Here is a 13,937-nt window from a genome sequence, read left to right as displayed (position 1 = left end):
ATTATGACAGAATCTATCACTAATGGTTTTTATATCGCAGTTGAGACACAGCACATGTCCGAATATGAAATACAAAAACCATACCAACATTTTTTCTCATACCAAATTACGATCAAAAACCTCAGCAAGCAACCTGCTCAATTAGTAAGCCGATTCTGGAAAATCCAAGATGGTTCAGGAAAAACAGAACATGTCAATGGTCTGGGCGTAGTGGGTCAACAACCCATTATTGAACCAAATCAATCGTTTACTTATACTTCTGGGTGCCCCATCATCGGAAATCTAGGAAAAATGAGTGGGCATTATACCTTCCTGAATTTAGAAAATCAATCCACTTTTTCTGTCAAGATTCCTCCTTTTGAATTAGCTCCAGCTTATATTTTAAATTAATGCGTTTATTTCAAAAATTCTTCTTTCGATTACAAGCTCAAACAAGTCATGGATTACATTCCCCATCTGTGTTTAAATTATACACAGAGGTAATCAATCCGATTTTACAAAAGAAAATTTCAACGAAAATTAAAACGGATGAACTCATCCAAGGGATAAGCCAATTTTATGCTATGGAAATAGATTTAGGCGAAGTTTTTCCATTGGTTATACCCCATTTAAGTCCAGAGATTTATCAACAAATTGACCAAGATTTAATTCCCAAAGCCCAAGCTAATTCCATAATATTTATTTTAAATCCACATGAATCTACCCTCAGCCAAGATATTTGGGATACTTTAGTGGAAGACCCAAGAATCATTCATAGCATTGATCTATTTGATATGGGTATCTTACGATTTAATCAGCTAGCTAGTAAGCAGCATTTTATGTTAAAAAAATCATAGGCATAAAAAAAGGCGACCAGTGGTCGCCTTTTTCATCAATTCTCAAAGAATTATACGGGTTTAGCAATTTCAACTAAAACACGTTTTCCTTTAATTTGAGCTCCTGCCATTTTTTCTAAAACGACATTCGCATATTCTTTAGGCACATCTACATAAGTATGCTTATTTTCAATTTGAATTTGCCCTAACACATTACCAGGAATTCCTGACTCACCTGCAAAAGCACCTACAATGTTAGAAGGAGAAATTTTCTCATTGAAACCAATGTTAACAAACATACGAACCATGTTTTCATCGGAACGGTAAGGTTTGCCTTCTTTGTCATTTCTTGGTCCACGTGGCCCACGATCTCTGTCGCCACCGCGGTCATCACGTCCACCGTAACGAGAATCTCTCTCAAAGCGACCAGCGCCACGACGACCATCACGGTCACCGCCACGATCACCACGGTATCCACCGCGATCTCCGCGATCTCCACCACGGTCATCACGACCGTATTTACGAGATTGACGTTCAAATTCTCCTTCAAGGTTTTCATCACCAAACTCATTCTTTTGAACACCCATGCTAATTTTCACTAAAGCAGCAACGATTTGCTCTGTAGTAAATCCAGCATGATGAAGGTTCGTCAATGCATCATTGAATACATCTAAATCACCTTCTTGAATAGTAGCAGCTACACGTTCAATGAACATGCCTTTCTTAACACCTACTACATCTGTAAAGGTTGGTATAACTCCTTTTTCAATCTTTACCTTCGTGTAATTCATGATTTCGCGCAAACGATTTCTTTCTGAACCAACTACTAAAGTGAAAGCTTTACCAAATTTTCCAGCTCTACCAGTACGACCGATACGGTGTACATAATATTCTTCATCCAATGGGATATCATAATTGATAACTGCATCTACATTTTCAACGTCCAAACCACGTGCAGCCACGTCAGTTGCAACCAAGAAACCTACATTTCCATTACGGAAACGATTCATTACTTGCGTACGTTGAGATTGACGTAAATCACCGTGTAAACCTTCAGCAGCGTATCCACGCATAACCAATTCCTCTACTACCTCATCAACTCTTTTCTTCTGATTACAGAAAATCAACACCAATTTAAGGTTATAAAAATCGATTAAACGAGTTGTTACCTCCATTTTCGCACGTCCTTTGACATCAAAGTACAATTGCTCAATATTGACATTGGTAATTTCATTTTTAACCACCTTAACTAATTTAGGGTTGGTTAAATAACGGTTAGTTAAAGCCATGATAGGCTTAGACATCGTAGCGGAAAATAATACCACCTGACGTTCCTCAGGGATTTCTTGTAAGATACTTTCAATATCTTCTCTAAAACCCATATCTAACATTTCATCGGCCTCATCCAATACAATCATGGATGCCTGACCTAATTTCAATGCACGACGTTCAATTAAGTCAATCACACGGCCAGGAGTACCAACTACGATGTTAGCACCAGCCTTTAAGGACTTGATTTGACGCTCAATGGAGTCTCCACCATAAACAGTTGTTACCCAAACACCTTTAGTGAATTTGGATAATTTCTTTAATTCTTCCGTTACTTGAAGAGCTAATTCACGAGTAGGACATAACACGATGGCCTGAACATATTTTTCGAATGGAGCGACATGCTCAATCATAGGAATACCAAACGCGGCAGTTTTACCTGTACCCGTTTGTGCTTGGCCGATTACGTCACGACCTTCTAAAATAAATGGAATAGCTTCTGATTGAATGGGAGAAGCGAATTCAAAGCCCATTTCATTAACAGCAGCTAGGATTCCTTCCGAAAACGGAAGCGAATCAAAGCGAATTTGATTACTCATTTGTTGTTTTTTAATTACGTTGCCCGAACACATCCGTAATTAACTCTTGCCGATAGCCCTTTACCAGGGAAAAGAATTTTACAATAAATGTAAAAAAAGAGTTGTGAGGATGTATTTGTATTTCTAAAGCACAAAAGTACTTTAATAAAAAATGAGAAGCAAATAAATTGTATTATTTTAATACAGACTTCTTAGATAGAACTAAAAGGATCTGAGAGTTAATGGGTACAGAAGCCTCTGGATTCACATTGCTACCCGTGGCTTTTACCTCAATCCGAGTGGGAGAAATCCCTTCTCCAACTAATCGATTTTTGACAACAAATCCACGTTTCAGGCCTAATTTAGAATCATTTTCAGCAAAAGCGTAAATGCGAATATGCACATCTTTGTACTTATTTAAGCCTTCGACCATCTTCTTAAAAAAGGCATCATATGGTGAAACTAATTGATTGGTTTCAGCGTCAAAAGAAATTTCACTTACTCGCAATTCACTAGATTCTGTATTCGTAGTATCTGTTAAATACTCAAACATAGGCACTAATGCTGAAGTCTTAGGTACATCAAATGCTTTCCCGTCAGGCCAACTTAAATGCGTCAATGAATCAGACGCAATTCTTGCGGAATCCGCGCTTAGTTTGGTCAAACTATCTCTAAGCTTAGCTAGACTATCAATTGGAATAATTTCTTCCGTATCTGCACTTACTACTTCTTCTTCCTTGGTCATCTTGTTATATACGAACCAAGCAATAACCGAAGCTACCAAAATTGATCCTAAGATAAGTCCAATTACTTTCCAATTAGTAGAAGAACCACCCTCATCATCCGGTTTCAAATCGATTTCATCCACATTACTTTGAAATGAACTTGATTCGTTCTTAAAAACATCTGATAAAAGTAAAATCTCAGAAATAGGTACTTGTAATTTCGGTGGGCATAAAGCTGTAAAGTCATGCCTTTGTGCAAAAAAATGTTCTCCAAAGGAATTCCAATCCTTCATGTAAGCAAAATCAACCACTTTCAGTCGATTGCCGTATAATGCAAAACAAATGCCTAATCCCTTGACAACTAATGAACTTTTACATCTCAATTCTCGAGAAACTAATAAGGCTATGGCACTTTTTTTATCAGGCATTAATATGCCAAATAAGCCCTCTCCATAGGATGAAATCTTGTCCCAATTAACACTAGCTGTTGAACCAGAAAAAATGACATCAATCTCCTTACTGGGAACAGACTTATGATGTATGAAATTATATAAAGCATTGAAACGAATCTGATTTCGAATCAACTTTAAGGATGACCCTAAAATAATGGATTCCCAAACAGGCAATAATTCCTGTATTTTATCGACACTCTCGTTGGTTAATTGTGCTACACGTTGAATAAAAATCTCTCTCTCGCCAGCTTCCAAAATTGTAAACATCTGCCTCTTTGGGTATAATTATCCTCTAAATTACATTAGTATCGTCACTTTTAGCACATATTGATTCGTATTTTTTTCATATTTCTTACTTCCATGAAAATGTATCATTAACTTTGTTGAATGAAGAAAGTATTATTCATTGACCGTGATGGAACCATTATCATTGAACCCATCACTGACCAGCAAGTGGATAGTTATGAAAAACTAGCCTTTTTGCCACAAGTCATTTCCAATTTGAAAAAAATTACGGAAATCACCGATTATGAATTAGTGATGGTGACTAATCAAGATGGCCTAGGTACCTCCTCATTCCCAGAAGAGACTTTTTGGCCAGCTCAAAATAAAATGTTGGAAATTCTTGCCTCAGAGGAAATTCATTTTGCGCAAATACATATCGACAAAAGTTTTCCTCAAGACAATTTACCTACTAGAAAACCAGGTATTGGGCTCTTAGGGGAATACTTCTCACCTGAATACGATTTAGCCAATTCATATGTTATTGGAGATCGTTTGACAGATATTCAATTAGCCCAAAATTTAGGCTGCCAAGGTATTTTAATTGGATCACTGGAAGTACCTGCAGCCTTAGAAGCTTCTTTGGCTCTACAATGTGAGGATTGGAATCAAATATTTCAGTTTTTCCAATTGCCAGCTAGAAAAGTTTCTCACGATAGAAATACACATGAAACGAAAATCCATATTGAATTAAATTTGGATGGCAGTGGTAAGGCTAATAACCAAACGGGTCTTGGTTTTTTTGATCATATGTTAGATCAAATTGCTAAACATGCCAATATGGACCTTTCAGTCAGTGTACAAGGTGATTTACACATTGATGAGCACCATACCATTGAAGATACAGGCATTGCTTTAGGAGAAGCTTTTGCTTTAGCTTTAGGAAATAAGCGTGGCATTAATCGATATGGCTTTTTATTGCCCATGGATGATTGCTTAGCTCAGGTAGCTATTGACTTCTCGGGTCGGAATTGGTTGGTTTGGGAAGCTAATTTCAAGCGTGAAAAAATTGGAGAAATGCCCACTGAAATGTTCTCTCATTTCTTCAAATCATTTTCTGATGCCTCCAAATCCAATCTAAACATTAAGGCAGAAGGGGAAAATGAACACCATAAAATAGAAGCCATTTTTAAAGCTTTTGCTAAGTCGATTCGACTAGCAGTCCAAAGAGACGTAAATAATTTAAATTCTTTACCAAGTACTAAAGGCCTGCTTTAATTTTTTTAGTATTTTTGCACGTCATTAAATATACAACTATGGGTTATTCAGGAGCAGCATTTTTTATTATTTTGTTCGCAATTTCAATTGTTATTGGTTCAAAACTTCAAAAAATTTATAAAGAGAGAGGTAAATAATCCTCTTTCTTTATAAACAGCCTTCATCGGCAAAACTGAAATACCCTTGAGCAGTTATTATTAAATGGTCCAAAATCTGGATATCCAACATTTTTCCTGCCTCTACAATTCGTTGCGTTAATTCCCGATCTGCTTTACTTGGCTTTAATTGCCCAGAAGGATGATTATGAGCGATAATCAATGAGCTAGATATGGTATCTAATGCTGATTTAAATAAAAGTTTTAAGTCAACAGATGTACCTGCCACCCCTCCCATACTTAATCGTTGCATCTTTAATAAACTTGATGCTCGATTTAAATGCATCACCCAAAACTCTTCATGGTTTAAATCAAAGAGATGAGGATGAAATAAGCGGTAAGCGTCTTTTGAACTTTGAATCACTTGAACAGCTTGGGATGCCTCATAAGACATCCTCCTACGTCCCAATTCCATAGCTGCTACCAACATAGTCGCCTTAGCCTTCCCCATCCCCTTAAATTTCATAAAATCATGTAACGAAAAACGGCCTAAGGCACTTAAATTCCCACCGATCGAATTTAATAATTCATTAGCCATCTGTAATGCTGATTTATTGGGAATTCCTGAATGGATCAAAATGGCAAGCAACTCATCCACCCCAAGTAGATCCTTTCCCACCAAATTCAACTTCTCTCTGGGTCTATCTTCAACTTTTAGTTCTTTGATAGTAAAGCTAGGGCCTTCGTACTTCATTGACTTTTTTTTAAGCGAATGTAAGTACCTTAAACGAAAAAACCCCGCCATAGGCAGGGTTTATCAAGTATATGATAATCGTGCTATTAAGCAGCGACTTTGTTAACCAACTTAGCTAATTTAGACTTCTGGTTGGCAGCTTTATTCTTGTGGATGATGTTCTTCTTCGCCAATTTATCCAAAGCTGAAGAAACTTGTTTGAACAAATCTACCACTACAGATGAGTCCGTAGTCAATCTCAATTTCTTGATCAATGTACGAGTAGATTTATGCTGATAACGATTGCGCAAACGCTTTGCTTCATTTGCCCGAATACGCTTTAGTGCTGATTTATGATTTGCCATTTTTAACTAAAAAATTTCTATTCTTTTGAAAATTGAAATGCAAAAGTAAACAATATGATTTATACTCACAAGGTTTTGCTCAAAAAAAGCCAGATAATTTACTTGATTTCTAGCCTATTTTTATTCTTCAGCCCCAATATATCCGCAAATCCTTGGGGATTTTACGCTCATAAAAAAATCAACAAGCTGGCAATCTTCACCTTACCTCCCAATTTAAGTAAATTTTACAAAAGACATCTCATCAAAATAGAAGAATGGGCTGTACTTCCCGATCAAAGAAGGTATATTTTAGATGTTGAAGCCGCTCGTCATTACATTGACCTGGATCAACACACTTCTGCCATACAATATGCATCATGGGAACAAGCGACGAAAAGATTACCTGAGGATAGTCTTCAGAAACATGGAATCGTTGTATGGCATATTCCAAAAACACATCAACGACTGATTCAAGCTTTTAAAAATAACGACACAGTTCAAATCATCAAATTATCAGCAGAATTAGGTCATTATGTCGCTGATGCCCATGTTCCTTTACATACTACTTCCAATTATGATGGACAAAAAACAGGACAACAAGGCTTACATAGTTTTTGGGAATCTAGAATACCTGAATTAGTTGGAGATGCTCTAGAAGATTGGATTGGACCAGCGAAATATGTAGATAATACACAGCAAGCTGCATGGGATTGGGTTGTTCAGGCGCACCAATTAATTCCAACTTTATTAAAAAAAGAACAAGAACTAAATCAAATAACTCCAAACAATAAAAAATACAGTTTTGAAAAAAAAGGAAATTCCTTGGTTAAAACTTATAGTAAGACCTATAGCTTAGCCTACCATCATTCCTTAAATCAACAAATTGAGAATCAATTTAAATCAGCCATTCAACACCTCGGAGATTTATTATTTACTGCCTGGATATTAGGTGGGCAAAGTGATTTTAAATAAAAATGTGCAATTTTGCACCATGATAACAGAGCATAGTGTACATTTAAAACGAGGTAAAGATGCCCCGGTAAGAAGATTTCACCCTTGGATATTTTCAGGAGCTATTTACCAACAAAGCCCTAATTTACAAGATGGTGATTGGGTAAATGTATTAAGTGACAAAGATGAATTTCTAGGACTTGGTCATTACCATGCAGGAAGTATTGCGGTGAAAATCGTTTCATTTACACCTGTAACGGATCTACAAGATTTATGGGTTCATAAAATTGCCAGAGCTTGGGAGCTCAGACAACAATTAAATTTTACAGATACCAATGCTTTTCGCTTAATTCATGGAGAAGGTGATGGTTGTCCTGGATTGATCATTGATGTTTACCAAGATGTATTTGTTTTCCAAGCTCATACCATTGGTATGTATCGCAATAGAGAAGCTATCGTAAACGCCCTTAAAATTGTTTTCGGGGACTTATTGAAAGCCGTTTATGATAAGAGCAAAGAAACATTACCTCCTAACTTTGCAACAAATTGTCAGAACGATTATCTGTTTGGAACAGCCACTGTTCCTCATGAAATACAAGAAAATGGAGTCAAGTTTTCAGTCAATTGGGTTACAGGTCAAAAAACAGGCTTCTTCTTAGATCAACGAGATAATCGTGCATTATTGGCTCATTATGCCAAGGATAAGCACATATTAAACACGTTTTGTTATTCTGGAGGATTTTCTCTTTATGCCTTAAAAGCAGGTGCTGCATCAGTAATTTCACTCGATGCTTCTGCCAAAGCCATTGATTTAGTCAATGCTAATATTAGTTTGAATAAGTTTGGGAAAAAGAAACATGAGGCCATTGTAGGAGAAACACTCCCCTATCTTAAAAATAATCAAGATGAATTTGATATCATCATTTTGGACCCACCTGCCTTTGCCAAGTCCATTAGTACAAAACATAAAGCACTTCAAGGATATCAAAAGATTAACCAATTGGCTATTCAACAAATCAAAAAAAATGGTCTAATATTCACCTATTCTTGTTCCCAAGTCATTACAAGAGATTTGTTTTTAAATATGCTCGTTGCGGCTGGTATTGCAGCAGGCAGAGAAATTCAAGTAATACATCAAATGACCCAGGCTCCAGATCATCCAATTAACTTGTTTCATCCCGAAAGTAATTACCTAAAGGGATTTGTATTACGAGTAATATAAAAAAAGGCCATCTTAGAATATATCTGAGATGGCCTTTTTGATTTAGGTGCAAAGATTAGTCCACAAATCTAAAAATTCTATTCCAACGAATTTTACCCGAGAAAAGTCCTTTGCTAGGATCTAATGACATCCAAACAAAAACCGCTTTCCCCACAATGTGATCTGATGGAACAAATCCCCAGAAACGAGAATCAGCCGAGTTATGGCGATTATCTCCCATCATGAAGTAATAATCCTGCTGAAAAGTATATGAAGTCAATGCCTTCCCGTCTTTCATTAATTTACCCCCTTCTAAGGTAATATCTTTGTTCCCTTCGTAGCTTCTAATAGCTTCCTGATACAACGGTATTGTTTTAGCATCTAACTGAACAGTCCAACCTTTCTTGGGAACTTGTAAAGGACCAAAAAAGTCTCTATTCCATTTAAACTGGGTAGTATCATGAGGAAATATATCTAAATAAGTCACTCCTTTAGGATCTTTAAATGAACTATAATCAATCTCCTTTTTAAAAGGTAATTTCATGATTTCATCTAAATGTTTCTTACTGGTATTCAGCTTATACCCTACTAGTTGATTGGTGGAATCTGCCAATGGCAACCAATCAGAAGATTCAAAGCTTGCATCAGCTGAATTTCTAATTCCATATTGATCAAAAAATGTTTCATCTAAATCTTCTTTGGTCTTTAAGAAAACAGGGTGCTGCATTCTGTCAGGATTTTCTAAAGCCTTACCATTGATAAAAACTTGTTGATCCTTTACCTCTAACACATCTCCTGGAGTAGCTACACAACGCTTTACATAAAACGTTCGTAGATCAAGTGGTGCATCTCCGTCTTCTTCCCAATTTGGCGCATTAAATACAACAGCATCGCCTTTCTTGACTTCAGTGAATCCAGGAAGTCTAAATACGGGTAAATCTAACCAACGCAAATAGGATGGTAAATTAGTAAACCAAATTTTTTGGTGTGTCAATGGCAGCTGTAAAGGCGTTTTAGGAGTTCTAACTCCATAATGCATTTTACTTACAAAAAGAAAATCACCCACCATTAAGGAACTTTCCATCGATGGAGTTGGAATGGTGTATGCTTCAAATAAAAAGAACCTGATTAATGTAGCTGCTACGACAGCAAAAGCTACAGAATCCAACCATTCTCTAAAAGCCGACTTTTGTTTAGGATGTTTATTTTCCTCTTGTTTCATTTTATTTCTTTTTCAAAAATTTATCAATCAACTCTTGAGATGGTTTGTGTATATAGGGATGTGGAAACCCTCTCTCAATGAAGTCTGGATCAAGCATGTTCGTATAACGAAAATGGCATGACCATCGTATTTCATTATTGGTAATTACTCCTGACTCATGTACTAACAAAGTAGAAAATACCGCTATATCTCCTGCTTTCAATTCAGGTTGTAGCCTTGGGTAGGAATTTCGATCAAATGGGACTTCTGCAAAACCATTGTCTATTTTGTCTGTCAAAGGTCCTAATTTATGTGACCCTGGATAAAAAACAACAGGTCCATGTTCCACTTGCACGTCCATCAAAGGAATCCAAACTACCACAGAATCAGAAGAAGATAGCATAGAAACCCAATCCTGATGTAATGGAGTTTTATAAAAGTGCTCAGATTTAGCCAGTGAAGGATGATTAAAAAACAAAACTGGACGAGTACACATATTGGGCACTTTCATACCGATATCGTGCATCAATTGTATCAAATCAGGATGAACAGCAATTTGATATAATTCAACTAAACCTGTTTGAATTAATTTACCACAATTGATAAACTCATCAATATGATTTTCAAACAATTGAACCATTTGGCTCAAATAATCCCCTTGAATACCAAAGTGATCAAACTGTATTTGAAAAATTTGCTTAGCAGCGGCCTGTAATTTTTGTATTATAGCAGGGTCAAAAAAACTAGGAATAACAACAACTCCTTGTTCATCCAGCTCCTTTTTTATGAATTCAATATCGTGCATATTAATCCAATTTTAACATATCGTCCATACCTAAAACACCTTTCTTATCCTTCACCCATTCCGCAGCAATTACGGCACCTAAAGCAAATCCCTCTCTACTAAATGCTTCATGGGTCATTTCAATTTGATCTACTTTAGAAATATATTTTACCGTGTGAGTACCTGGTTTAGTAGATTCTCTTTGTGACCAAATAGCAACTTGATTACTTTGAGGTATTTCATTATTAACCCATGAGTCTTTGGCTGGTAAAGCCTCAATAATACCTTCAGCAATGGTTATTGCTGTCCCACTAGGAGAATCTTTTTTCTCCGTATGATGAATTTCATTGGTATAAATTTCATACTGTGCATGCGGAGCCATAAGCTTCGCTAAATGCTTATTTAAGGCAAAAAACAAATTTACACCAATGGAATAATTGGAAGCATAAAAGAAAGTGGAATCGTATTTTTTTGTTAGCGCTTCTACTTCAGATTTCTTTTCTAACCAGCCTGTCGTACCACAAACCACAGGAATTTGTTTTTCTAAACAGATCAAAATATTAGCATAAGCCGAACTTGGATTAGAAAACTCAATTGCCACGTCCACATCTTGCTTGCTTAAACCAAGCAAATCGCTTGGGTTATCTACATCAATTTTAGCTACAATTTGATGGCCTCTACTAAGCGCAATACGCTCTATTTCCTTTCCCATCTTGCCATAACCAATCAAAACTATTCTCATTCCTTTACTTTTTAAAATTAAATGACAAAGATACGCCAGAAACTAAACCATTTGAAAATGACTGATATTCAAATGTCGGTTTTATTTTCAACGTAATGTCATCTGATACATCAAATGTTTTCAAATGGGCACTAACATTGGCATCCACTACATTAAATGCCCATGCCAAAACCATCCCAATATAGGTATAATCTCTATTTCTTCTATACCCGTCGTTTAATCGTTTTAATTGATTCACATCTAAATCGCGTACCAATCCATCTTCATATGGAACAGCTACAGTAGCAGGAGGTACATAAGTCGGATCATCTGGATGTGGAGATGCGATATAGTAATAGGCCCGATATTTCTCATATCGAACATTATTATAATTAGCGATAATTCCCAAAGTAATAAATGCTCCTGCCACTAAAGGCAACTTCCAATACTGTCGATTGTAATATTGCCCCCAACCTGGAATCATTAAAGATTTCAATGTCGCTTGACGAGGAATAATTTTATATGGAATAGTTTTTTTGATTGGTATGCTGTCCGCCTTAAGAGTATTGACTTTAACCACCGTATCGATAGGTATATCATTTGCCCTAGTTGCCCATGAGCAAAGAAAAATAAGGGAAAAACATATAATGGCCCGACTTAATTCGGGGATAGTGGCATAACTCATTGATCGACTACTGTACAGCTTTCAAAAGTTTTAATAGCTCTTCTTTCGACTTAAAACTTACCTTCAACTCTCCTTTTCCTTCATCGTTCATTTTAAAAGAAACAGGAGATTGAAAAAAACTAGCAAAAGTTTGTTGAATTTGTTGTAACTCCGCCAAAGGAAGCGTTTTAGTCTCATCGGGTTTTCCCATATTAGGATGAGCCGACTGCCTAACTGCATCTTCTAATTTTCGAACTGACCATTCTTCAGAAATAGTCTTTTGAAAAAGAACATGTTGTAATTCGAGATTCTCAACAGAAACCAAACAGCGTGCATGTCCCATCGAAATTTTAGCATCACGAATGGCGGCTTGAATAACGATCGGTAATTTTAGCAGGCGCATGTAGTTCGTGACATTGGAACGACTCTTCCCTACTCGATTTCCTAAATCTTCTTGCTTCAACTGACATTCATCCATCAAGCGTTTGTAAGAAAGGGCAATTTCAATGGCATTTAAGTTTTCACGCTGAATGTTCTCAATCAACGCCATTTCGATCATTTGCTGATCATCTGCTGTTCTTACGTAAGCAGGAATACTCTTTAATCCAGCTAATTTGGAAGCTTGTAAACGTCGCTCTCCAGAAATCAATTGGAATTTCTTAGGAGCTATTTTTCTTACCGTAATTGGCTGTATAATCCCCTGAATACGAATAGACTCTGCCAAGTCAGCTAAAGCCTCTTGCTCAAAATGTTCTCTGGGTTGGTACGGATTGGTCTCAATGTATTCTAAGGGAATTTCATCCATCAAATTGACTCCCTCTAAACTACCTGCAAATTCGGAGGAATGCTTAGACGTATGCGATACATTTTCAGAATCTTCCAGCAAAGCGCCTAGACCTCTACCCAAACCTATTCTTTTTTTTGAATTTGATTCTTGCTTTGCACTCATATCTTAAAATCTACTAAACAGCCTGTAATAAGCCATTTTTGGTGATAATTTCTTTTGCCAAATTAAGGTAGCTAATGGCACCCTTACTCTCTGCATCATGCAAAATAGCAGGTATTCCAAAACTTGGTGATTCTGATAAACGAATATTTCTAGGTATTATGGTCTCAAAAACCATATTTTTAAAATGACTATTAACTTCATTCACAACTTGATTGGACAAGCGAAGACGTAAATCATACATGGTCAATAAAATACCTTCAATCATCAAATTAGGGTTCAACCGAGATTGAATAATTTTAATCGTATTCAACAACTTCCCTAACCCTTCTAAAGCATAATATTCACATTGAACGGGAATAATTACCGAGTCTGCTGCTGTAAGACAGTTGATCGTAATTAGACCCAAAGAAGGAGAACAATCCATGATAATGAAATCATACAAATCTTTAATTTCAGCCAATGCATCACGCATTCTTGCTTCTCGATTGTTCAAATTAATCATTTCAATTTCCGCACCAACTAAATCTATATGTGAAGGAATGATATCTAAATAGTCTAATTCCGTGGAGACAATACTCTCTTTTACTTTGGCCAAACCAACCATGCATTCATAAATGCTTTGGGTAATTTCTTTAGGGTTCAAACCCAAGCCAGAAGTAGAATTAGCTTGTGGATCGGCATCAATAATGAGTGTCTTAAATTCTAAAGCTGCTAAAGAGGCAGCTAAATTAATAGCCGTGGTCGTTTTACCAACTCCACCTTTCTGATTAGCGATAGCAATGATCTTACCCATGGTTAAAAATCTGAAGAATTATAAAGACAAATGAAGGACAATATTACAAAATATGTTTCACATCTGGGTTCATTTTTTCTCATCAACTACAAGATTAAATCATGAACAGTGCATCAAATTTTGTAACATTCTTGTAACTTGGTATTTGTATTCATCAACCTT

The 13,937-nt window shown here is 36.4% G+C and carries 15 protein-coding genes; 5 read left to right on the top strand and 10 right to left on the bottom strand.

Going from position 1 to position 13,937, the window contains the following annotated elements:
• The first annotated feature begins 3 nt into the window (after nt 1-3).
• Both apaG and HME7025_RS06405 read left to right on the top strand, forming a co-directional pair.
• Nucleotides 4-390: a Co2+/Mg2+ efflux protein ApaG gene (gene apaG, locus HME7025_RS06410; protein ID WP_109322836.1), complete on the top strand. Its 387-nt coding sequence runs from the start codon at nt 4-6 to the stop codon at nt 388-390.
• Nucleotides 390-836: a hypothetical protein gene (locus HME7025_RS06405; RefSeq protein ID WP_109322835.1), complete on the top strand. Its 447-nt coding sequence runs from the start codon at nt 390-392 to the stop codon at nt 834-836. Before apaG ends, HME7025_RS06405 begins: the two co-directional genes overlap by 1 nt.
• Nucleotides 837-886: 50 nt before the next feature.
• On the opposite strand, the gene HME7025_RS06400 is transcribed toward HME7025_RS06405, so the two are convergent.
• Entirely contained in the window at nt 887-2,683 is a 1,797-nt protein-coding gene (locus HME7025_RS06400) for a DEAD/DEAH box helicase (RefSeq protein ID WP_109325037.1), read from the bottom strand.
• Nucleotides 2,684-2,855: 172 nt separating this feature from the next.
• On the bottom strand, nt 2,856-4,106 hold the full coding sequence (locus tag HME7025_RS06395; RefSeq protein WP_109322834.1) for an OmpA family protein: 1,251 nt from the start codon (nt 4,104-4,106) through the stop codon (nt 2,856-2,858).
• Nucleotides 4,107-4,226: 120 nt separating this feature from the next.
• On the opposite strand from HME7025_RS06395, the gene hisB reads away from it, so the two are divergent.
• Nucleotides 4,227-5,339: a bifunctional histidinol-phosphatase/imidazoleglycerol-phosphate dehydratase HisB gene (gene hisB, locus HME7025_RS06390; protein WP_109322833.1), complete on the top strand. Its 1,113-nt coding sequence runs from the start codon at nt 4,227-4,229 to the stop codon at nt 5,337-5,339.
• Nucleotides 5,340-5,486: 147 nt separating this feature from the next.
• Here the strand turns inward: hisB and radC are convergent, their stop codons facing one another.
• Both radC and rpsT read right to left on the bottom strand, forming a co-directional pair.
• Entirely contained in the window at nt 5,487-6,188 is a 702-nt protein-coding gene (gene radC, locus HME7025_RS06385) for a RadC family protein (RefSeq protein ID WP_109322832.1), read from the bottom strand.
• An 86-nt stretch (nt 6,189-6,274) separates the two neighbouring features.
• Nucleotides 6,275-6,532: a 30S ribosomal protein S20 gene (rpsT, locus tag HME7025_RS06380; RefSeq protein ID WP_109322831.1), complete on the bottom strand. Its 258-nt coding sequence runs from the start codon at nt 6,530-6,532 to the stop codon at nt 6,275-6,277.
• A gap of 102 nt (nt 6,533-6,634) precedes the next feature.
• On the opposite strand from rpsT, the gene HME7025_RS06375 reads away from it, so the two are divergent.
• Nucleotides 6,635-7,483, top strand: a complete 849-nt coding sequence (locus HME7025_RS06375) for a zinc dependent phospholipase C family protein (RefSeq protein WP_161956217.1) — start codon at nt 6,635-6,637, stop codon at nt 7,481-7,483.
• A 19-nt stretch (nt 7,484-7,502) separates the two neighbouring features.
• Nucleotides 7,503-8,684: a class I SAM-dependent rRNA methyltransferase gene (locus tag HME7025_RS06370; protein ID WP_317046251.1), complete on the top strand. Its 1,182-nt coding sequence runs from the start codon at nt 7,503-7,505 to the stop codon at nt 8,682-8,684.
• Between the two features lie 55 nt (nt 8,685-8,739).
• On the opposite strand, the gene lepB is transcribed toward HME7025_RS06370, so the two are convergent.
• From lepB to HME7025_RS06340, 6 genes are read right to left on the bottom strand one after another with little or no spacing between them, the layout of a single operon-like run.
• Complete coding sequence (gene lepB / locus HME7025_RS06365; protein ID WP_109322829.1) at nt 8,740-9,885, bottom strand: signal peptidase I; 1,146 nt, start codon at nt 9,883-9,885, stop codon at nt 8,740-8,742.
• Nucleotide 9,886: 1 nt separating this feature from the next.
• Nucleotides 9,887-10,669, bottom strand: coding sequence for a phytanoyl-CoA dioxygenase family protein (locus HME7025_RS06360; RefSeq protein WP_109322828.1), 783 nt, complete (start codon nt 10,667-10,669; stop codon nt 9,887-9,889).
• A 1-nt stretch (nt 10,670) separates the two neighbouring features.
• Complete coding sequence (gene dapB / locus HME7025_RS06355; RefSeq protein ID WP_109322827.1) at nt 10,671-11,390, bottom strand: 4-hydroxy-tetrahydrodipicolinate reductase; 720 nt, start codon at nt 11,388-11,390, stop codon at nt 10,671-10,673.
• A 4-nt stretch (nt 11,391-11,394) separates the two neighbouring features.
• Complete coding sequence (locus tag HME7025_RS06350) at nt 11,395-12,054, bottom strand: DUF5683 domain-containing protein (RefSeq protein WP_109322826.1); 660 nt, start codon at nt 12,052-12,054, stop codon at nt 11,395-11,397.
• Between the two features lie 7 nt (nt 12,055-12,061).
• Nucleotides 12,062-12,982, bottom strand: coding sequence for a ParB/RepB/Spo0J family partition protein (locus HME7025_RS06345; protein WP_109322825.1), 921 nt, complete (start codon nt 12,980-12,982; stop codon nt 12,062-12,064).
• A 13-nt stretch (nt 12,983-12,995) separates the two neighbouring features.
• Entirely contained in the window at nt 12,996-13,775 is a 780-nt protein-coding gene (locus HME7025_RS06340; protein WP_109322824.1) for a ParA family protein, read from the bottom strand.
• Nucleotides 13,776-13,937 lie beyond the last annotated feature (162 nt).

This window comes from Aquirufa nivalisilvae (assembly GCF_003143535.1).
In the GTDB taxonomy this organism is placed as follows: Bacteria; Bacteroidota; Bacteroidia; order Cytophagales; family Spirosomataceae; genus Aquirufa; species Aquirufa nivalisilvae.
Note: the sequence above shows the minus strand (reverse complement) of the source record. Positions and strands in the feature narration are given on the sequence as shown.

Bases quoted from the DNA above. Each gene is read 5' to 3' on its own strand.
- apaG (WP_109322836.1), top strand. From the start codon at position 4: ATGACAGAATCTATCACTAATGGTTTTTATATCGCAGTTGAGACACAG.
- HME7025_RS06405 (WP_109322835.1), top strand. From the start codon at position 390: ATGCGTTTATTTCAAAAATTCTTCTTTCGATTACAAGCTCAAACAAGT.
- HME7025_RS06400 (WP_109325037.1), bottom strand. From the start codon at position 2,683: ATGAGTAATCAAATTCGCTTTGATTCGCTTCCGTTTTCGGAAGGAATC.
- HME7025_RS06395 (WP_109322834.1), bottom strand. From the start codon at position 4,106: ATGTTTACAATTTTGGAAGCTGGCGAGAGAGAGATTTTTATTCAACGT.
- hisB (WP_109322833.1), top strand. From the start codon at position 4,227: ATGAAGAAAGTATTATTCATTGACCGTGATGGAACCATTATCATTGAA.
- radC (WP_109322832.1), bottom strand. From the start codon at position 6,188: ATGAAGTACGAAGGCCCTAGCTTTACTATCAAAGAACTAAAAGTTGAA.
- rpsT (WP_109322831.1), bottom strand. From the start codon at position 6,532: ATGGCAAATCATAAATCAGCACTAAAGCGTATTCGGGCAAATGAAGCA.
- HME7025_RS06370 (WP_317046251.1), top strand. From the start codon at position 7,503: ATGATAACAGAGCATAGTGTACATTTAAAACGAGGTAAAGATGCCCCG.
- lepB (WP_109322829.1), bottom strand. From the start codon at position 9,885: ATGAAACAAGAGGAAAATAAACATCCTAAACAAAAGTCGGCTTTTAGA.
- HME7025_RS06360 (WP_109322828.1), bottom strand. From the start codon at position 10,669: ATGCACGATATTGAATTCATAAAAAAGGAGCTGGATGAACAAGGAGTT.
- dapB (WP_109322827.1), bottom strand. From the start codon at position 11,390: ATGAGAATAGTTTTGATTGGTTATGGCAAGATGGGAAAGGAAATAGAG.
- HME7025_RS06350 (WP_109322826.1), bottom strand. From the start codon at position 12,054: ATGAGTTATGCCACTATCCCCGAATTAAGTCGGGCCATTATATGTTTT.
- HME7025_RS06345 (WP_109322825.1), bottom strand. From the start codon at position 12,982: ATGAGTGCAAAGCAAGAATCAAATTCAAAAAAAAGAATAGGTTTGGGT.
- HME7025_RS06340 (WP_109322824.1), bottom strand. From the start codon at position 13,775: ATGGGTAAGATCATTGCTATCGCTAATCAGAAAGGTGGAGTTGGTAAA.